General features: G+C 63.3%; 13 protein-coding genes. 3 read left to right on the forward strand and 10 right to left on the reverse strand.

The features are described from left to right. Positions 1–225 precede the first annotated feature (225 nt). Entirely contained in the window at positions 226–1,686 is a 1,461-nt protein-coding gene (locus AC5RWD_RS04880; protein ID WP_494018940.1) for a GH1 family beta-glucosidase, read from the forward strand. A gap of 44 nt (positions 1,687–1,730) precedes the next feature. Here the strand turns inward: AC5RWD_RS04880 and AC5RWD_RS04885 are convergent, their stop codons facing one another. From AC5RWD_RS04885 to rpoB, 7 genes are all read right to left on the reverse strand, one after another. Further along, positions 1,731–1,856 carry a hypothetical protein gene (locus AC5RWD_RS04885; RefSeq protein ID WP_494018941.1) on the reverse strand — a complete coding sequence of 42 codons (126 nt, stop codon included), beginning with the start codon at positions 1,854–1,856 and terminating at the stop codon, positions 1,731–1,733. A 161-nt stretch (positions 1,857–2,017) separates the two neighbouring features. Continuing rightward, positions 2,018–3,208 carry an elongation factor Tu gene (gene tuf / locus AC5RWD_RS04890; RefSeq protein ID WP_003803827.1) on the reverse strand — a complete coding sequence of 397 codons (1,191 nt, stop codon included), beginning with the start codon at positions 3,206–3,208 and terminating at the stop codon, positions 2,018–2,020. Between the two features lie 253 nt (positions 3,209–3,461). Beyond that, positions 3,462–5,576 carry an elongation factor G gene (gene fusA, locus AC5RWD_RS04895; protein WP_494018942.1) on the reverse strand — a complete coding sequence of 705 codons (2,115 nt, stop codon included), beginning with the start codon at positions 5,574–5,576 and terminating at the stop codon, positions 3,462–3,464. Positions 5,577–5,645: 69 nt separating this feature from the next. Further along, positions 5,646–6,116: a 30S ribosomal protein S7 gene (gene rpsG, locus AC5RWD_RS04900; protein ID WP_003803829.1), complete on the reverse strand. Its 471-nt coding sequence runs from the start codon at positions 6,114–6,116 to the stop codon at positions 5,646–5,648. A gap of 1 nt (position 6,117) precedes the next feature. Then, on the reverse strand, positions 6,118–6,492 hold the full coding sequence (rpsL, locus tag AC5RWD_RS04905; protein WP_003803830.1) for a 30S ribosomal protein S12: 375 nt from the start codon (positions 6,490–6,492) through the stop codon (positions 6,118–6,120). A 387-nt stretch (positions 6,493–6,879) separates the two neighbouring features. Further along, complete coding sequence (locus AC5RWD_RS04910; RefSeq protein WP_003803831.1) at positions 6,880–10,779, reverse strand: DNA-directed RNA polymerase subunit beta'; 3,900 nt, start codon at positions 10,777–10,779, stop codon at positions 6,880–6,882. A gap of 101 nt (positions 10,780–10,880) precedes the next feature. Further along, complete coding sequence (gene rpoB, locus AC5RWD_RS04915) at positions 10,881–14,387, reverse strand: DNA-directed RNA polymerase subunit beta (RefSeq protein WP_306924889.1); 3,507 nt, start codon at positions 14,385–14,387, stop codon at positions 10,881–10,883. A gap of 392 nt (positions 14,388–14,779) precedes the next feature. Between rpoB and AC5RWD_RS04920 the strand changes: the two genes are divergently transcribed. Both AC5RWD_RS04920 and AC5RWD_RS04925 read left to right on the forward strand, forming a co-directional pair. Then, the gene (locus AC5RWD_RS04920; protein ID WP_494018943.1) at positions 14,780–15,979 is read left to right on the forward strand and encodes an acetyl-CoA C-acetyltransferase; all 1,200 of its coding nucleotides are present in this window, start codon (positions 14,780–14,782) and stop codon (positions 15,977–15,979) included. Further along, on the forward strand, positions 15,979–16,482 hold the full coding sequence (locus AC5RWD_RS04925) for an aminoacyl-tRNA deacylase (RefSeq protein WP_494018944.1): 504 nt from the start codon (positions 15,979–15,981) through the stop codon (positions 16,480–16,482). Before AC5RWD_RS04920 ends, AC5RWD_RS04925 begins: the two co-directional genes overlap by 1 nt. A 135-nt stretch (positions 16,483–16,617) precedes the next feature. On the opposite strand, the gene rplL is transcribed toward AC5RWD_RS04925, so the two are convergent. The 3 genes from rplL to AC5RWD_RS04940 all read right to left on the reverse strand — a co-directional run bounded on the left by rplL (position 16,618) and on the right by AC5RWD_RS04940 (position 19,069). Beyond that, complete coding sequence (rplL, locus tag AC5RWD_RS04930; RefSeq protein WP_306924895.1) at positions 16,618–16,995, reverse strand: 50S ribosomal protein L7/L12; 378 nt, start codon at positions 16,993–16,995, stop codon at positions 16,618–16,620. Between the two features lie 74 nt (positions 16,996–17,069). After that, complete coding sequence (rplJ, locus tag AC5RWD_RS04935; RefSeq protein WP_494018945.1) at positions 17,070–17,666, reverse strand: 50S ribosomal protein L10; 597 nt, start codon at positions 17,664–17,666, stop codon at positions 17,070–17,072. A 293-nt stretch (positions 17,667–17,959) separates the two neighbouring features. Further along, entirely contained in the window at positions 17,960–19,069 is a 1,110-nt protein-coding gene (locus tag AC5RWD_RS04940; RefSeq protein WP_494018946.1) for a GNAT family N-acetyltransferase, read from the reverse strand. Between the last annotated feature and the right edge of the window lie 71 nt (positions 19,070–19,140).

Consider the following 19,140-nt stretch of genomic DNA (forward strand, 5'->3'; position numbering starts at 1 on the left):
GAGCCCGCATTTCCTTGGGGGGTTGGGTTATGTTTGGGCTTCAGCCTGGACCCTGACACCCGGCATTATCCGGATCGGGACGCGAAGAAGCGCTTGAACAACTCACCTAGTATGCCGGAATTTATCGCAGGATGCGAATCGGGCCCCCGCCGGCCACCGTTCCTGCCGGCCCGCCCGGCCGAACCGGTCATTGCCGCCGGCAATCATCGGTTGGATGATGGGTAAATGGCCGTGCAGGACGCCGACGCCGGCAAAGGCGCGCTCGGCGCAGATTCAGTGCAGAACCTCGCCGGACGCTTGCGCCCGGATTTCACCCTGGGCGTCGCTGCCGCCGCCTTCCAGATCGAAGGCGCCCTTGCCGCGGACGGCCGCGGGCCCTCGGGCTGGGACGCCTTTGCGGCCACACCGGGCAACATCCTCAACGGGCATTCGCCGGAAGTGGCCTGTGACCACTATAACCGCGTGCCCGAGGACGTAGCCCTCATGCGTGAACTCGGCATCGACTCCTACCGCTTCTCAATCTCATGGCCCAGGATCCACCCGGAGGGCCGCGGCGCCGCCAACCAGCGGGGCCTGGACTTCTACGACCGGCTGGTGGACCTGCTGCTGGCGGCCGGCATCGCCCCCATGGCCACGCTCTACCACTGGGACACTCCCCTCCCCCTGGAGCGCGAAGGCGGGTGGATGACCCGCGCCACGGCCGAACGCTTCGCCGAGTACGCGGCGGCCGCCGGCAAGAGGCTTGGTGACCGGGTAGCGCAGTGGGTCACGCTCAACGAGCCGGTATCCGTCACGCTGAATGGCTACGCGCTCGGCGTCCATGCCCCCGGCCGCGACCTGCTGTTCAAGGCGCTGCCCTCGGTCCACCACCAGCTGCTCGGCCACGGGCTTGCGGTCCAGGCCCTGCGCGCCGCGGGCGTTGCCGGGACCGTCGGCGTCACCAACCTGCACTCCCCAGTACGCCCTGCCACCGGGCGGCGGGCGGACAGGCTGCTGGCCAAGGTCTTCGACCTAGTCCTCAACCGCGTGTACGCCGATCCCATCCTCCTGGGGCGCTACCCCGCCCCACCGCTTGCCGCCCGCCCCTGGTTCAGGTTTTTGTCCCGGACGTCCGACGACGACCTCCGCCTGATCAGCCAGCCGATCGACTTCTACGGGGTGAACTATTACTACCCCGTCCGTGTCGCCGCCGGGCAGGGACCCACGGACACCCCGGCAGGCAATGCGCAGGCCATGGCGCGGGTGCCGTTCCATCTGGCGGCCTTCCCCGAATACGGCACCACCGGATTCGGCTGGCCGGTGGCACCGGAGCATCTGGGCATCCTGCTGCGGGAGCTCAAGGACAGGTACGGGCCGGCCTTGCCGCCGGTTTACATCACCGAGAGCGGCGCAAGCTTTCCGGAGCCCGAGCATGTCACCGGCCCCATCGCGGACTCGGGGCGGATCGACTACCTGGCACACCACCTCGACCAGGCGATGAATGCCACTGCGCCCGGCGGCATCGCGCACGACGTGCAGCTGCTCGGCTACTTCGTCTGGACGTTCATGGACAACTTTGAATGGGCCGCCGGGTATTCACAGCGCTTCGGCCTGGTGCACGTGGACTTTGACACCCTGAAACGGACGCCCAAGAAATCCTTCTACTGGCTGCAGGCACTCAGCCGGGCACGGGCGCGGACGGCCTGAGGGCAGACCGGTGCGTGAGCCGGCCCCAATTGGGAGACCCCGAGCTACTGGTTCTTGTTCGCCCGGCTGATCCGCTTGGCCCGTTCAATCTCGTGGCGGAAGTGCTTCTTCGCCCAAACCACGCCCACCACCACGGCGGCAACCACCAGCAGGAAAATTAGCCAACCCATGATGTTCCTCTCTTTTGCGCGAGTCTGTCGCGAGCACCAACCATATCAGGGCAGGGCGCGTCCACCGGCAGGAACTGCTGGTACAAAAACAGCCCCGCTGCCAGAAGCAGCGGGGCTGTTTTCGAAGATCAGGCCGGTAACCGGCCCGCGATCAGCAAGAGTTACTTGATGATCTTGGTGACACGTCCCGAACCAACGGTGCGGCCGCCTTCGCGGATAGCGAAGCCGAGGCCCTCTTCCATAGCGATCGGCTGGATGAGCGCAACGGTCATCTCAGTGTTGTCGCCAGGCATAACCATTTCCGTGCCTTCCGGCAGGGTGATAACGCCGGTTACGTCCGTGGTACGGAAGTAGAACTGCGGGCGGTAGTTCGAGTAGAACGGGTTGTGACGTCCGCCTTCGTCCTTGGAGAGGATGTAGACGTTAGCCTCGAAGTCGGTGTGCGGGGTGATGGAACCCGGCTTGACGACAACCTGGCCACGCTCGACGTCGTCGCGCTTCAGACCGCGGAGCAGGAGGCCACAGTTCTCGCCGGCCCATGCTTCGTCGAGCTGCTTGTGGAACATCTCGATACCGGTAACGGTGGTCTTCTGGACCGGGCGGATACCGACGATCTCGACCTCGGAGTTGATGGCGAGGGTACCGCGCTCGGCGCGACCCGTCACAACCGTGCCACGACCGGTGATCGTGAAGACGTCTTCGATCGGCATCAGGAACGGCTTGTCGCGGTCACGTACGGGGTCCGGAACGGACTCGTCGACAGCAGCCATCAGGTCCTCAACGGACTTGACCCACTCCGGGTCGCCTTCCAGGGCCTTCAGGCCGGAAACGCGGACAACCGGTGCTTCGTCGCCATCGAAGCCCTGCGAGCTCAGGAGCTCACGAACTTCCATTTCAACGAGGTCGAGGAGTTCCTCGTCGTCAACCATGTCTGCCTTGTTCAGCGCGACCAGCAGGTAGGGAACACCAACCTGGCGGGCGAGCAGAACGTGCTCGCGGGTCTGAGCCATCGGGCCGTCAGTAGCGGCAACCACGAGGATTGCGCCGTCCATCTGAGCAGCACCGGTGATCATGTTCTTGATGTAGTCAGCGTGACCCGGGGCGTCTACGTGTGCGTAGTGGCGCTTCTCGGTCTGGTACTCAACGTGGGAGATGTTGATGGTAATGCCGCGCTGACGCTCTTCCGGAGCAGAGTCGATCGACGCGAAGTCACGCTTCTCGTTGAGAGTCGGGTACTTGTCGTACAGCACCTTGGAAATGGCGGCCGTCAACGTCGTCTTACCGTGGTCAACGTGACCAATGGTACCGATGTTAACGTGCGGCTTAGTCCGCTCGAACTTTGCCTTTGCCACAGGTTCCTCCTAGAACGTTTTTCAAATGGCTTACCTTCGACCGCGCTTATCGCGGCAGAAACTCCAGTAAGTCTACTTGGGGGCTTTGGATTGATGAAATTGCAGATTCAGGAACTAATACTAGTGCCTAGAGCCTGTTCGTGCTGATGGCCGGAACCGGGCCGGAACCAGAGTCCCGGCCATCCGCACTAGGTGTGTTCCGCAGGGGAAACGCACCCGGTTTTTCAGCTTGTCGCGTGGACAGTCCTGGGGACTATTCGCCGCGGGACTTCTGGATGATCTCGTCGGCAACTGCCTTCGGGACCTCGGCGTAGCTGTTGAACGTCATGGAGTACACAGCGCGGCCCTGGGTCTTCGAACGCAGGTCACCGATGTAGCCGAACATGCCGGACAGCGGTACGTGTGCGCGGACAACCTTGACGCCCTGGGCATCCTCCATGGACTGCATCTGGCCACGGCGGGAGTTGAGGTCACCGATAACTTCACCCATGTATTCCTCAGGGGTGCGGACCTCAACATCCATCAGCGGTTCGAGCAGAACAGGGTTCGCCTTGCGTGCAGCTTCCTTGAAAGCCATACGGCCGGCGATCTTGAACGCCATTTCCGAGGAGTCAACATCGTGGTAGGCGCCGTCAACCAGCGTTGCCTTGATGCCAACAACCGGGTAACCGGCCAGGACACCGTCATTCAGTGCGTCCTGGATACCGGCGTCGACCGACGGGATGTACTCGCGCGGAACGCGGCCACCGGTGACCTTGTTCTCGAACTCGTACAGCTCGCCTTCCGCAGTGTCCAGCGGCTCGATCGCGATCTGGATCTTTGCGAACTGGCCCGAACCACCGGTCTGCTTCTTGTGCGTGTAGTCGTGACGCTCTACAGCACGCTTGATGGTTTCGCGGTAAGCAACCTGCGGCTTGCCAACGTTTGCCTCGACCTTGAATTCGCGGCGCATGCGGTCCACCAGGATGTCCAGGTGGAGCTCGCCCATGCCGGCGATGATGGTCTGGCCGGTGTCTTCGTTGAGGGAGACCTGGAAGGTCGGGTCCTCAGCGGAGAGCTTCTGGATAGCCGTGGAGAGCTTCTCCTGGTCACCCTTGGTGTTCGGCTCGATGGCAACCGAGATCACGGGCTCCGGGAAGCTCATGGACTCGAGAACGATCTGGTTGGCGGAGTCGCACAGGGTGTCGCCCGTGGTGGTGTCCTTCAGACCGATCGCTGCGTAGATGTGGCCGGCGGTAGCGCCCTCAACGGGCATTTCCTTGTTGGCGTGCATCTGGAACAGCTTGCCGATGCGCTCCTTCTTGCCCTTGGTGGAGTTGACCACCTGGGCGCCTGCTTCCACGTGACCGGAATACACGCGGATGAAGGTGAGCTGGCCGAAGAACGGGTGCGCAGCAATCTTGAACGCGAGGGCCGAGAACGGCTCTTCGGCGGACGGCTTGCGGGTCAGTTCCTTCTCTTCGTCGCGGGGATCGTGACCGATCATCGGCGGGACGTCGAGCGGGTTTGGCAGGTAGTCGACGACTGCATCGAGCATCGGCTGAACGCCACGGTTCTTGAACGCGGAACCACAGAACACCGGGTAGAGCTCGGAGTTGATCGTCATCTTGCGGATGCCGGCCTTGAGTTCGTCGATGGTGAGTTCTTCACCTTCGAGGTACTTCTCCATGAGTTCTTCGGAGGCCTCTGCAACGGTCTCCACGAGGGTTGAACGGTATTCCTCGGCCTTGGCCTTGAGGTCTTCCGGGATCTCGCGGATTTCGTACTTGGCGCCCATGGTGACGTCACCCTTGGCATCGCCGGGCCACACCAGTGCGCGCATGTAGAGCAGGTCCACGACGCCGATGAAGTCGTTCTCGGCACCGATGGGCAGCTGCATGACCAGCGGCTTGGCGCCGAGGCGGCTGATGATGGTGTCTACGGTGAAGTAGAAGTCAGCACCCAGCTTGTCCATCTTGTTGACGAAGCAGATACGCGGAACGTTGTACTTGTCAGCCTGGCGCCAAACGGTTTCGGACTGCGGCTCAACGCCTTCCTTGCCATCGAAGACGGCAACTGCACCGTCGAGGACGCGCAGGGAGCGCTCAACCTCAACCGTGAAGTCCACGTGGCCCGGGGTGTCAATGATGTTGATCTGGTTGTTTTCCCAGAAGCAGGTCACGGCGGCAGACGTGATGGTGATGCCGCGTTCCTTTTCCTGTTCCATCCAGTCAGTGGTCGAAGCGCCGTCGTGCGTTTCGCCAATCTTGTGGTTCACACCTGTGTAGAACAGAATGCGCTCGGTGGTGGTGGTCTTGCCGGCATCGATGTGGGCCATGATGCCGATGTTGCGGACCTTACTAAGGTCTGTAAGCACGTCCTGTGCCACGGTGTCTCCCTTTCGGATGGACTACGCGTTCGCCGCCGGCTCGTCTGAGCCGGCGGCGTACGGGAAGTTTTACCAGCGGTAGTGGGCGAAGGCCTTGTTGGACTCGGCCATCTTGTGGGTGTCTTCGCGACGCTTCACAGCGGCACCGAGACCGTTCGAGGCATCCAGGATTTCGTTCTGGAGACGCTCGGTCATCGTCTTTTCGCGGCGGGCCTTGGAGTAGCCAACCAGCCAACGCAGGGCGAGGGCGGTGGAGCGGCCCGGCTTGACCTCAACCGGAACCTGGTAGGTGGCGCCACCGACACGGCGGGAGCGGACCTCGAGGGAAGGCTTGACGTTGTCCATGGCCTTCTTGAGGGCAGCAACGGGGTCGCCGCCGGACTTCGCGCGTGCACCTTCGAGGGCACCGTAAACGATGCGCTCTGCGGTGGACTTCTTGCCGTCAACCAGCACCTTGTTGATCAGCTGGGTGACCAGCGGGGAGCCGTAGACGGGATCTGATACGAGCGGCCGCTTCGGGGCCGGACCCTTGCGAGGCATATTACTTCTTCTCCATCTTTGCGCCGTAGCGGCTGCGTGCCTGCTTACGGTTCTTGACACCCTGGGTATCGAGGGCACCGCGGACGATCTTGTAGCGGACGCCGGGGAGGTCCTTCACACGACCACCACGGACGAGCACAATGGAGTGCTCCTGGAGGTTGTGGCCAACACCGGGGATGTAGGCGGTAACTTCAATGCCACCGTTGAGGCGCACACGTGCAACCTTACGCAGAGCCGAGTTCGGCTTCTTCGGGGTGGTGGTGTAGACGCGGGTGCAGACACCGCGGCGCATCGGGCTGCCCTTAAGCGCGGGAGCCTTGGTCTTTGAGACCTTCGGCGTGCGGCCCTTGCGGACCAGCTGGTTAATCGTAGGCACTTTCGTGTTCTCCGTTTTATCCGGAGCGGCCTCTGACAGCCGCTCTCCTGTTTCTTTGCCTCGCCGCCCGAGCTTTGAAGAAGTCTCCAGAGCAGCTGAGGCGAAGCCTTGATGTCGGATTCGCATACGGAGACCACTGCAGCTCGCGGCCGCAACTGTCCCTAGGCATGCGAAAATGTGGCATACGTTGCACAAGAACCCTGCAAACCGGAAACGTCGCTCTGGCTTAGCCTTTCAGCTCAGCCGGCGCACTCATCCACTGCCACAATAACAATTGGTATCCAGTCTAACATGGACGGCCGCCAAGCCTTAATCGGCGGCTTAAAGGGGATGGTCCCCCACCTTGCGGTGAGGGACCATCCTTTGATCGAAGCGTTGACGTGCCCGTTACCGGAAGTCGTTGCCCAGGTCGTAGTCATCCAGCGGGATGGCGTGGAACTCAGGAGCTCCGTCGCCGCCCAGCGTGTCGTAGGAGAAATCGCTGAATGCGCTCGGGCCGGTGAACAGGTTGGCCTTTGCTTCTTCAGTCGGTTCCACCGTGATCTCGGTGTAGCGCGGGAGACCCGTGCCGGCCGGGATCAGCTTACCGATGATGACGTTCTCCTTGAGGCCGAGCAGAGGATCGCTCTTGCCTTCCATGGCCGCCTGCGTCAGGACGCGGGTGGTCTCCTGGAAGGATGCCGCGGACAGCCAGGACTCGGTGGCCAGCGACGCCTTGGTGATACCCATGAGCTCGGGACGTCCGGAAGCCGGAGTCTTGCCCTCGGATACAACGCGGCGGTTGGCGTCCTCGAAGCGGCTGCGCTCGGCCAGCTCACCCGGGAGCAGGTCGGAGTCGCCGGATTCGATGACCGTGACGCGGCGCAGCATCTGCCGGACGATGACTTCCACGTGCTTGTCGTGGATGCCAATGCCCTGGCTGCGGTACACGCCCTGCACTTCGTCCACGAGGAACTTCTGTGCGGCACGCGGGCCCATGATGCGCAGGACCTGCTTCGGGTCGACCGGACCGTTGATGAGCTTCTGGCCCACCGACACGTGCTGGCCGTCCTCGATCAGGAGACGCGACCGGCGCAGGACCGGGTAGGCGATCTCTTCGGAACCGTCGTCCGGAGTGATCACCAGGCGCATCTGACGCTCGGATTCCTCGATGGTGATGCGGCCGGCCGCTTCCGCAATCGGCGCCACACCCTTCGGGGTACGGGCTTCGAAGAGCTCCTGGATACGGGGCAGACCCTGGGTGATGTCGTCGCCACCGCTGGCGGACACAGCACCACCGGTGTGGAACGTACGCATGGTCAGCTGGGTACCGGGCTCACCGATGGACTGTGCGGCGATGATGCCCACAGCTTCACCGATGTCCACGGTCTTGCCGGTGGCCAGCGAACGGCCGTAGCACAGGGCACAGGTTCCGACGCTGGACTCACAGGTGAGCACGGAGCGGACCTTGACCTCGGTGATGCCGGCTGCGAACAGCTCAGCGATCACGACGTCACCGCAGTCGGTGCCGGCCGGAGCCAGGACGTTGCCCTTGGAGTCGACGACGTCCACGGCCAGCGTACGGGCGTAGGCGCTGTTCTCGACGTTCTCGTCCAGGGTCAGCTCGCCGTTGGCGTCAGCCACGGCGATCGGGGTGACGAGGCCGCGTTCGGTGCCGCAGTCCTCTTCACGGACGATGACGTCCTGCGAGACGTCCACCAGACGACGGGTCAGGTAACCCGAGTTGGCGGTACGCAGCGCGGTGTCGGCAAGACCCTTACGTGCACCGTGCGTGGCGATGAAGTATTCCAGCACCGACAGGCCCTCGCGGTAGGAGGACTTGATCGGACGCGGGATGATTTCACCCTTCGGGTTGGCCACCAGGCCACGGATACCCGCGATCTGGCGGACCTGCATCCAGTTACCACGTGCACCGGAGGACACCATGCGGTTGATGGTGTTCATCGGCGACAGGCTGTCGCGCATGGCCTGGGCGATCTCGTTGGTCGCCTTGTTCCAGATCTCGATCAGTTCCTGGCGACGCTCGTCGTCGTCGATCAGGCCCTTGTCGTACTGGCCCTGGATCTTGGCGGCGCGCTCCTCGTAACCGGCAAGGATGGCCGGCTTGGCTTCCGGAACCTCGATGTCGGAGATGGCGACGGTGACGCCCGAGCGGGTGGCCCAGTAGAAACCGGCGTCCTTCAGGTTGTCCAGCGTTGCGGCCGTGACAACCTTCGGGTAGCGCTCTGCGAGGTCGTTGACGATGCGGGACAGTTCGCCCTTGTCGGCAACGGCCTCAACCCACGGGTAGTCCTCGGGCAGTGTCTCGTTGAAGAGGACCTGGCCCAGGGAGGTGTCCACCAGTGCGGGCTGTCCCTGCTCCCAGCCTTCCGGAGCTTCCCAGCCGGCGTAAGGAACGAAGCCCTCAAGACGGATCTTGACCTGGGAGTTCAGGTGCAGCTCGTGTGCATCGAACGCCATGATGGCCTCGGACACCGAGCCGAAGATCCGGCCTTCACCGGCTGAACCCACACGCTTGGTGGTCAGGTGGTAGAGGCCGATGATCATATCCTGCGAAGGCAGAGTCACCGGACGGCCGTCAGACGGCTTCAGGATGTTGTTCGACGACAGCATCAGGATGCGTGCCTCAGCCTGGGCTTCGGGGCTCAGCGGCAGGTGGACTGCCATCTGGTCGCCGTCGAAGTCAGCGTTGAACGCGCCACAAACCAGCGGGTGGAGCTGGATGGCCTTGCCTTCAACAAGCTGCGGCTCGAATGCCTGGATGCCGAGGCGGTGCAGGGTAGGTGCACGGTTGAGCAGCACCGGGTGTTCGGTGATGATCTCTTCCAGCACGTCCCAGACCTGCGGACGGTAGCGCTCGACCATGCGCTTTGCCGACTTGATGTTCTGGGCGTGGTTGAGGTCAACCAGGCGCTTCATCACGAACGGCTTGAAGAGCTCCAGCGCCATCTGCTTGGGCAGGCCACACTGGTGCAGCTTCAGCTGCGGGCCGACGACGATGACCGAACGGCCGGAGTAGTCGACGCGCTTGCCGAGCAGGTTCTGGCGGAAACGGCCCTGCTTGCCCTTGAGCATGTCGCTCAGGGACTTCAGCGGACGGTTGCCCGGTCCGGTGACCGGACGGCCGCGGCGGCCGTTGTCGAAGAGGCTGTCAACAGCTTCCTGAAGCATGCGCTTCTCGTTGTTGACGATGATCTCCGGAGCACCCAGGTCAAGCAGTCGCTTGAGTCGGTTGTTGCGGTTGATCACGCGGCGGTAGAGGTCGTTGAGGTCGGAGGTCGCGAAGCGGCCACCGTCCAGCTGGACCATCGGGCGCAGTTCCGGCGGGATCACCGGGACGGCGTCCAGCACCATGCCGAGCGGGCTGTTGTTGGTGGTCAGGAACGCGTTGACCACCTTCAGGCGCTTCAGGGCGCGGGTCTTGCGCTGGCCCTTGCCGTTGGCAATGATGTCGCGCAAGTTGTCGGACTCGGCCTGCATGTCGAAGTTCTCAAGACGCTTCTTGATGGCCTCGGCACCCATGGAGCCTTCGAAGTACATGCCGTAGCGGTCACGCAGCTCGCGGTACAGGCCCTCGTCACCTTCGAGGTCGGCGACCTTCAGGTTCTTGAAGCGGTCCCAGACCTGCTCGAGGCGCTCGATCTCGGCGTCGGCGCGCTTGCGCACGTTCGCCATCTGGCGGTCGGCGGAGTCGCGTGCCTTCTTCTTGTCGGCAGCCTTGGCACCCTCGCCCTCGAGACGGGCAAGCTCGTTCTCAAGGTCGCGGGCGATCGCGGCGATGTCGGAGTCACGGTTGTCGATCAACTGCTTCTTCTCGACGTCGTGCTCAACCTGCAGGTTGGGCAGTTCCGCGTGCCGGTTTTCCTCGTCGACGCTGGTGATCATGTAGGCGGCGAAGTAGATGACCTTTTCGAGGTCCTTCGGAGCCAGGTCAAGGAGGTAGCCCAAGCGGGACGGAACACCCTTGAAGTACCAGATGTGGGTTACGGGAGCAGCCAGTTCGATGTGGCCCATGCGCTCACGGCGCACCTTGGCGCGGGTGACCTCAACGCCACACCGCTCACAGATGATGCCCTTGAAGCGCACGCGCTTGTACTTGCCGCAGTAGCATTCCCAGTCACGGGACGGGCCGAAGATCTTCTCGCAGAAGAGGCCGTCCTTCTCGGGCTTGAGCGTGCGGTAGTTGATGGTTTCCGGCTTCTTAACCTCGCCGTACGACCAGCCGCGGATGTCTTCCGCGGTGGCGAGGCCGATCTGCATGAGGCCGAAGGAGGATTCGCTGGACATATGGTCCCTGTTCTCTCTTGTTCTCTAAATTCTGAAGTCTTGTTTACGGGGAGAGGGAGAGGCCGACGACGGGTGGTCACCACCCGCCGTCGGGACCCCTGCTAGACCTCTTCTACGGAGCTGGGCTCTGCACGAGACAGATCGATGCCCAGTTCTTCCGCAGCCGTGAAGACTGCGTCATCAGAGTCACGCATTTCAATTGTGGTTCCGTCCGTGGAAAGCACTTCCACGTTCAGGCACAGCGACTGCATTTCCTTGATCAACACCTTGAAGGACTCGGGAACACCCGGCTCGGGGATGTTCTCGCCCTTGACGATCGCCTCGTAGACCTTCACACGGCCGTGGATGTCATCGGACTTGATCGTGAGCAGTTCCTGGAGCGTGTAGGCGGCGCCATAAGCTTCGAGCGCCCACACTTCCATTTCACCGAAGCGCTGGCCACCGAACTGTGCCTTACCACCCAGCGGCTGCTGCGTGATCATGGAGTACGGGCCGGTGGAGCGGGCGTGGATCTTGTCGTCCACCAGGTGGTGGAGCTTCAGGATGTACATGTAGCCGACCGAGATCGGATCCGGGAACGGCTCGCCGGAGCGGCCGTCGAACAGGCGCGTCTTGCCCGAGGAGTTGATCAGGCGTTCGCCGTCACGGGTCGGGTTGGTGGAGTCCAGCAGCCCAGTGATTTCCTCTTCGCGGGCGCCGTCGAAGACCGGCGTTGCAACAGTGGTCTGGCCACTCTCGCGCGGCAGGTTCGGCAGCTGCTTGGCCCACTCCGGCTCGCCTTCGATCTTCCAGCCCGTCTTGGCAACCCAGCCGAGGTGCGTTTCGAGCACCTGGCCGACGTTCATACGGCCCGGAACACCCAGCGGGTTCAGGACGATGTCAACGGGGGTACCGTCGGCAAGGAAGGGCATGTCCTCGACCGGGAGGATCTTGGAGATAACACCCTTGTTGCCGTGGCGGCCGGCAAGCTTGTCGCCGTCGGTGATCTTGCGCTTGGCGGCCACGTAGACGCGAACCAGCTGGTTGACGCCCGGGGGCAGTTCGTCGTCGTTGTCGCGGTCGAAGACGCGCACGCCGATGACGGTGCCGGACTCGCCGTGCGGAACCTTCAGGGAGGTGTCGCGGACTTCGCGGGACTTCTCACCGAAGATGGCGCGCAGCAGGCGCTCTTCCGGGGTCAGTTCGGTTTCACCCTTCGGGGTGACCTTTCCGACCAGGATGTCGCCGGCTTCAACCTCGGCACCGATGTGGATGATGCCGCGCTCGTCCAGGCCGGCCAGGACTTCCTCGGACACGTTGGGGATGTCACGGGTGATTTCCTCGGCACCAAGCTTGGTGTCGCGGGCATCGATCTCGTGCTCCTCGATGTGGATGGAGGAAAGGACGTCCTCTGCCACGATGCGCTGGGACAGGATGATGGCATCCTCGAAGTTGTGGCCTTCCCATGACATGAATGCCACGAGGAGGTTCTTACCGAGGGCAAGCTCGCCCTGGTCCGTTGCCGGACCGTCGGCGATGATGCCACCAACTTCCAGGCGCTGGCCTTCGTTCACCAGAACGCGGTGGTTGTAGCAGTTGCCCTGGTTGGAGCGGGCGAACTTGTTGATGCGGTAGTTGGTCTCCGTGCCGTCGTCGTTGAGCATGACAACGAGCTCGGCGGAGACCTCGGTGACCACACCGGGCTTCTTCGCGATGACAACGTCACCGGCGTCGACGGCGGCAGCACGCTCCATACCGGTACCCACGAACGGGGCCTCGGAACGGACCAGCGGCACAGCCTGGCGCTGCATGTTGGCACCCATGAGTGCACGGTTGGCGTCGTCGTGCTCGAGGAACGGAATCAGGGCGGTTGCCACCGACACCATCTGGCGCGGGGAAACGTCCATGAACTGAACGTCAGCGGCGGGAACGAGCACGGGCTCGCCTCCACCACCGCGGGCACGGACCAGGACGGTCTCTTCAGCGAAGCGCTTGTTCTCGTCGAGCGGAGCGTTGGCCTGTGCGATCAGGACCTCTGCCTCGTCGTCGGCCGTCAGGTACTGGACGTCGTCGGAGACGACGCCGTCCTTGACCAGGCGGTACGGCGTCTCGATGAAACCGAACGGGTTGATGCGGCCGTAGGACGCCAGCGAACCGATCAGACCAATGTTCGGGCCTTCAGGGGTTTCGATGGGGCACATACGTCCGTAGTGGGACGGGTGGACGTCTCGGACTTCCATGCCGGCACGGTCACGGGACAGACCACCCGGGCCAAGCGCGGACAGGCGGCGCTTGTGGGTCAGACCCGAGAGCGGGTTGTTCTGGTCCATGAACTGGGACAGCTGGGAGGTTCCGAAGAACTCCTTGATGGCTGCCACCACGGGACGGATGTTGATCAGGGTCTGCGGCGTGATGGCCTCGACGTCCTGCGTGGTCATGCGTTCGCGGACGACGCGCTCCATGCGGGACAGGCCGGTGCGGACCTGGTTCTCGATGAGCTCGCCGACGGCGCGGATGCGGCGGTTGCCGAAGTGGTCGATGTCATCGATCTCGACGCGCAGCTCGTGGTCTTCACCGTCGCGCTTGCCCATGAGGGTCTTCTCGCCGGCGTGCAGCGCAACGAGGAACTTGATCATGGCCACGATGTCTTCAACGTGCAGGACCGAGGCTTCCTTGTCGCCAAGGGAGCGGTCGATGCCGAGCTTGCGGTTGATCTTGTAGCGGCCAACCTTGGCCAGATCGTAGCGCTTGGAGTTGAAGTACAGGTTGTCCAGCAGGGACTGGGCAGCCTCGACTGTGGGCGGCTCGCCCGGACGCAGCTTGCGGTAGATGTCCAGCAGGGCGTCTTCGCGGGTTTCGGTGGCGTCCTTCTCCAGCGTTGCACGCATGGAGTCGTACTGGCCGAACTCCTCGAGGATCTGGCCTTCGGTCCAGCCGAGGGCCTTCAGCAGCACCGTGACCGACTGCTTGCGCTTGCGGTCGAGGCGGACGCCGACCTGGTCGCGCTTGTCGATCTCGAGCTCGAACCAGGCGCCGCGGGACGGAATGATCTTTGCGGTAAAGATGTCCTTGTCGCTGGTCTTGTCGGCGGCGCGCTCAAAGTAGGCGCCCGGGGAACGGACCAGCTGGGAAACGACGACACGCTCGGTGCCGTTGACGACGAAGGTGCCCTTCTCGGTCATCAGCGGGAAGTCACCCATGAACACGGTCTGCTGCTTGATTTCGCCCGTGTTGTTGTTCATGAATTCGGCCTTGACGTACAGCGGTGCCGAGTACGTAGCGTCCCGGTCCTTGCATTCAGCCATGGTGTACTTCGGATCAGCGAACTCCGGATCGGAGAAGCTCAGGGACATGGTGCCCTGGAAGTCCTCGATCGGGGAGATCTCTTCGAAGATGTCGGAAAGACCGGAGGTGGTGGCGACGCTCAGGTCGCCTTCTTCGACGGCCTTCGCAACGCGGGCCTGCCAGCGTTCATTTCCGACCAGCCAGTCGAAGCTGTCCGTCTGCAGGGCAAGCAGATTCGGAACGTCAAGAGGTTCGTGAATCTTTGCGAATGAGAGCCGGCGAGTCGCACCATCGGTGCTTGCCGTATTAGCGGTTTCGTTATTAGAGGTGCTCGAGGCGACCAAGAGGGATCCTTCCACAGACCTTCAGGCGTTTTCAGATCTCCCCCGCTTTTCACCCTGCGGAGTGACTCCGCAGTGCTACCATCCGGTTCCGCTATATGACCCGGAACCTGGTTCTGCCCATGCTGGTGACGTTGTTCACGGCACATTGATGGAACAGCTAACAGGCTAAGCCCACCGCTATATGAAGGCTGAAGGTAAACAGGGAAGACGCAAATATCTACGATACGGCAAAACCCCACGCGTGTCTACCCCACTTGCCAGCAGAATGCAAGCACCGTTGCCACGGGCACCTAACCGGAATGCACCCCGCCTTCCCAGCGTTGAATGGATAGGTGACCGGGCTCACGATACCCTTAGGCCAACCATCGACCAAAGATCGGAAGAGGACATCCATGAACAATTCCGCGGACAACAGCGACGTTGTCATCCTGTCCGGCGCGCGCACCCCGCAGGGCCGGCTGAACGGGCAACTGGCGAGCTTCACCGCCGTCGAGCTCGGGGCCCACGCCATCAAGGCGGCCATTGCGGCGAGCGGAGTGGACGCCGGCCAGGTGGACGCCGTCATCATGGGCCAGGTCCTGCAGGCCGGGGCCGGGCAGAACCCGGCCCGGCAGAGCGCCATCGGTGCGGGCATCGGATGGAACGTGCCCACGGTGACCATCAACAAGGTCTGCCTCTCCGGGCTTACCGCGGTGATCGACGCGGCGCGGATGATCCGTGCCGGCGACGCCACCGTCGTCGTCGCCGGCGGGCAGGAATCCATGACGCGGGCGCCCCACGTCCTTCCCGGCTCCCGCCAGGGCTGGAACTACGGCACGGTCCAGGCGCTGGATGTTGCGGCAAACGACGGCCTGACCGACGCGTTCGACGGCCAGTCGATGGGCCTGTCCACCGAGTCCAAGAACCTGACGCTCGGCATTGACCGGACCGCGCAGGACAACGTGGCCGCCAATTCACACCAGCGCGCAGCGATCGCCGCGAAGAACGGCGTTTTCGACGATGAGATCTCGCCCATCAGCGTCAAGCAGCGCAAGGGTGACCCGGTGGTGGTTTCCACCGACGAGGGTGTCCGGCCAAACACCAGCGTCGAGTCCCTGGCCGGCCTGCGTGCCGCCTTCGTCACCGACGGCACCATCACGGCCGGCAACTCCTCTCCCCTGTCCGACGGCGCCTCCGCCCTGGTCCTGACCTCCCGCAGGTTCGCGGAGGAGAACGGCCTGGAGTACCTGGCGGTCGTGGGCAAGCCCGGACAGGTGGCAGGGCCGGACAACTCCCTCCACTCCCAGCCCTCCAACGCCATCCGGGACGCGCTGGACCGGGCCGGTTGGAGCACCGCGGACCTGGATTTCATCGAGATCAACGAGGCGTTCGGTTCGGTGGCCGTGCAGTCCCTCAAGGATCTGGACTATCCGCTGGAGCAGTGCAACATCCACGGCGGCGCCATCGCGCTGGGCCATCCGATCGGCGCCTCCGGTGCGCGGCTGGCACTTCACGCGGCGCACGAACTGAAGCGCCGCGGCCAGGGCAAGGCGGCAGTCTCGCTCTGCGGAGGCGGCGGCCAGGGTGAGGCCCTCCTGCTGTTCCGCGACTGATGAACGGGGTACCGGCGCCGGGCGCCACCGGGACGGACGGCGGCAGGGAGCGATTCCTTGCCGACGCCGCCGCGCGCGGCCTGGACGTCCAACTCGTCGAACGGCTGGCGGCCCACAGCCTCGAGGAGGCGGCCGCGATCCTTGGCATCAGCCCGGCGGACATTGTGAAGTCCCTTGTGGTGAAGCACAAGGACGGCAGCTTCCTGTTCGCCCTCATCCCGGGCGACCGCCAGATCTCCTGGCCCAAGCTGCGGAGCCTGGTGGGCGTCAACAAGCTGTCGCTCCCGGCGGCCGACGTGGCGCTGGAGGCGACCGGCTATGAGCGCGGCACCATCACCCCGCTCGGCAGCACCACGGCGTGCCCTGTCTATGCGGACCGGACCATCGCCGGCAAGCGCATTTCCATGGGTGCCGGCCAGCACGGCTACAGCGCCTTCGTGGACGCGGACGCCCTGGTCTCCGCCCTCGGCGCGGTGCTCGCGGACATCAGCGAGCCCAACTAAGTAGAAGTTGAGGGCGTTCCCCGCCACGGGAACGCCCTCAACCGATGCGCCCAGTACCCTGCGGCTGCGGTTAGCGCGGTTAAACGCAGGAATCCCCGCCCACCGGAGTGGACGGGGATTCCTGGACAAGCAGTGTTACTTGAGGGTAACGGTGGCGCCAGCTTCTTCGAGCTGAGCCTTTGCCTTCTCGGCAGCTTCCTTGGTGGCGCCTTCGAGAACAGCCTTGGGAGCGCTGTCAACCAGGTCCTTGGCTTCCTTGAGGCCGAGGGAGGTGATGGCGCGAACTTCCTTGATCACTGCGATCTTCTTGTCGCCAGCAGCTTCGAGGATGACGTCGAAGTCAGTCTTCTCTTCAGCTTCTTCTGCAGCGCCACCGGCAGCGGGGCCAGCAACAGCAACAGCAGCAGCGGTAACTTCGAAGGTCTCTTCGAAGAGCTTGACGAACTCGGAGAGCTCGATGATGGTCAGTTCCTTGAAAGCTTCAATGAGCTCTTCGTTGGTGAGCTTCGCCATGGTTGGCGTCCTTCCTATAAAGGTGGGCGGGGGCTGAATGCTTTCCGTTCCACCGGAGTCTTTTGGGGAGAGAGTTAGTTCTCTTCGGCAGCGGCTTCGGCCGGAGCCTCGGCTGCTTCTTCTGCGGCTGCGTCTGCGGCGGGAGCTTCTTCAGCGGCGGGAGCTTCGGCTTCAGCCGGAGCACCGTTCTCTTCTTCAAGCTTGAGGCGCAGTGCGTCGATGATGCGTGCAGCAGCGGCAGCAGGAGCCTTGAGGATGCCTGCAACCTTGGCGAGCTGCAGCTCGCGGGACTCGAGTGCTGCCAGGGCAGCAACTTCGCTGGCGTTCAGTGCCTTGCCCTCGAAGTAACCGGTCTTGATGACCAGCTGCTTGTTGGCCTTGGCAAAATCCGTCAGGCTCTTGGCAGCTGCAACTGCGTCACCCTTGATGAACGCGATTGCAGTGGGGCCGGCGAGCTGGCCGTCGAATGCTTCGACACCAGCTTCCTTGGCTGCAATGGCGGTCAGGGTGTTCTTGACGACCGCGAACTTGGTGTCCTGGCCGAGAGAAACACGCAGCTGCTTGAGCTGTGCAACGGTGAGCCCACGGTATTCGGTCAGGACAGCGGCGTTCGATTCCTTGAAATCGTTAGTGATCTCAGCTACTGCTGAAACCTTGGTAGGCGTTGCCATAACCCTCCTTCCGGGGATAGTGCCGGTATTCCGGGTCCCCGCTCAGGTGAGCTAAAACTAAAAACGCCCCGCGCAGATGCACGGGGCTTGGCTCAACGCTGTTCAAACAGCGGAGCTTTGCTTCGTTCACCTGCGCCGGCCGCCCTACGTTCAGGGTCCTTCGTCCGGAAACCCACTGGCTCTTTCGCACACAACTGCAGAGTTGAGCTGAGCTTGAAAGAGTGGGAATCCAACAACCGACGGTCTTTGGTAGTTCAAGCTTACGGGAGGGTTCTGCGGATAACCAAATCGGCCTAGCTCCTGCTGGGTCCCAGGTCCGGCAGTTCCTTCTGCCAGATCCCGGTGACTCCCGCCGTCGTGAACCCGAGCTGGCGGTTGACCGTGAGCAGGTACCGGTTTTCCGGTGCATTCCAGGTGTAGATCACCCGTGCAGCGGGAAACTGCTCGGTGAGGCGCTCCATGTTGGCCACCTTGATGAGCAGGCCCAGCTTGTTGCCGCGATGGGCCTGCAGCACCACGGTATCGTCCTGGAAGACGACGTCCTGCCGCTGCGCCAGGACACTGATGGTGGTCAGCCCCACGAGCGTCCCCGTGGCGATATGTTCGACGGCGGTCACCACCGTGCGCCGCCCCTGGGCGATAGTGACTTCCTCGGCTTCACGCAGGATCCTGGCGTCGAAAACCATGCTGTCGGCGTCTTCCATCGGTCCGGCGTCGCCGCCGGCCTGGTTTTCGAGGGCGGCAACCTCTTCAAGCCAGCGCTCCGGGCAGCGGTCGGTCCAGTGGTGAAGGCGGTAGCGGCCGTTGTTGGCCTCCTGCGCCTCCGCCTCGAGCTCGGCCACCAGCTTGGTGTCCAGCGGCAGCGCACACGAGCTGAACTGTTCAATGTGCTGCAGCGTGTAGCCGGTGCGCTGGGCGAAGTCCACCTCGCGGCTGCCCAGCGGCACGTAGCCCTGCCCGGAGCCGGGCACCAGCTGCTCTGGCGCGAACTCATGCAAGGAGGCCCCGGGATGGTTGGTGTCCACCAGGATCATGGTGCGGCCTTCGTTCCGGGCGAACTGCTCCGCGGCCTCCAGCAGCTGCCTGCCCACGCCCTGGCGCTGATACTCGGGGAGGATGTCCAGGGTGAATTCGGCAAGGTCCAGGTTGTCGGCGAGGGGCAGCGCGATGTCCACGGTGCCCACGATGTCGTCGCCGATCTTTGCCACGAGGATCACCTGGCGTTCGTACGGGTCGTCCAGTTCGAGGAGCTTTTCCAGCGGCGTGTAGGCGAGGTCGTCACTGCCCCAGGTATCCATCCGAACCTTGCGCCCCACCTCTACCGCGGCGAGGAAATCCGCTGCGTCGGGGGCATCCACGGAGTCCGGAATCCACAGCCGCTCAATCCGCACCTCTATTGCCATCATCCCCAGCCGTTTCCGCCGCTTGCCGTGAAGGCTGCGGGCTTGAGTCCACGCGGTGTATCCGTCGCCAG

The organism is Arthrobacter sp. CMU6 (assembly GCF_059090205.1).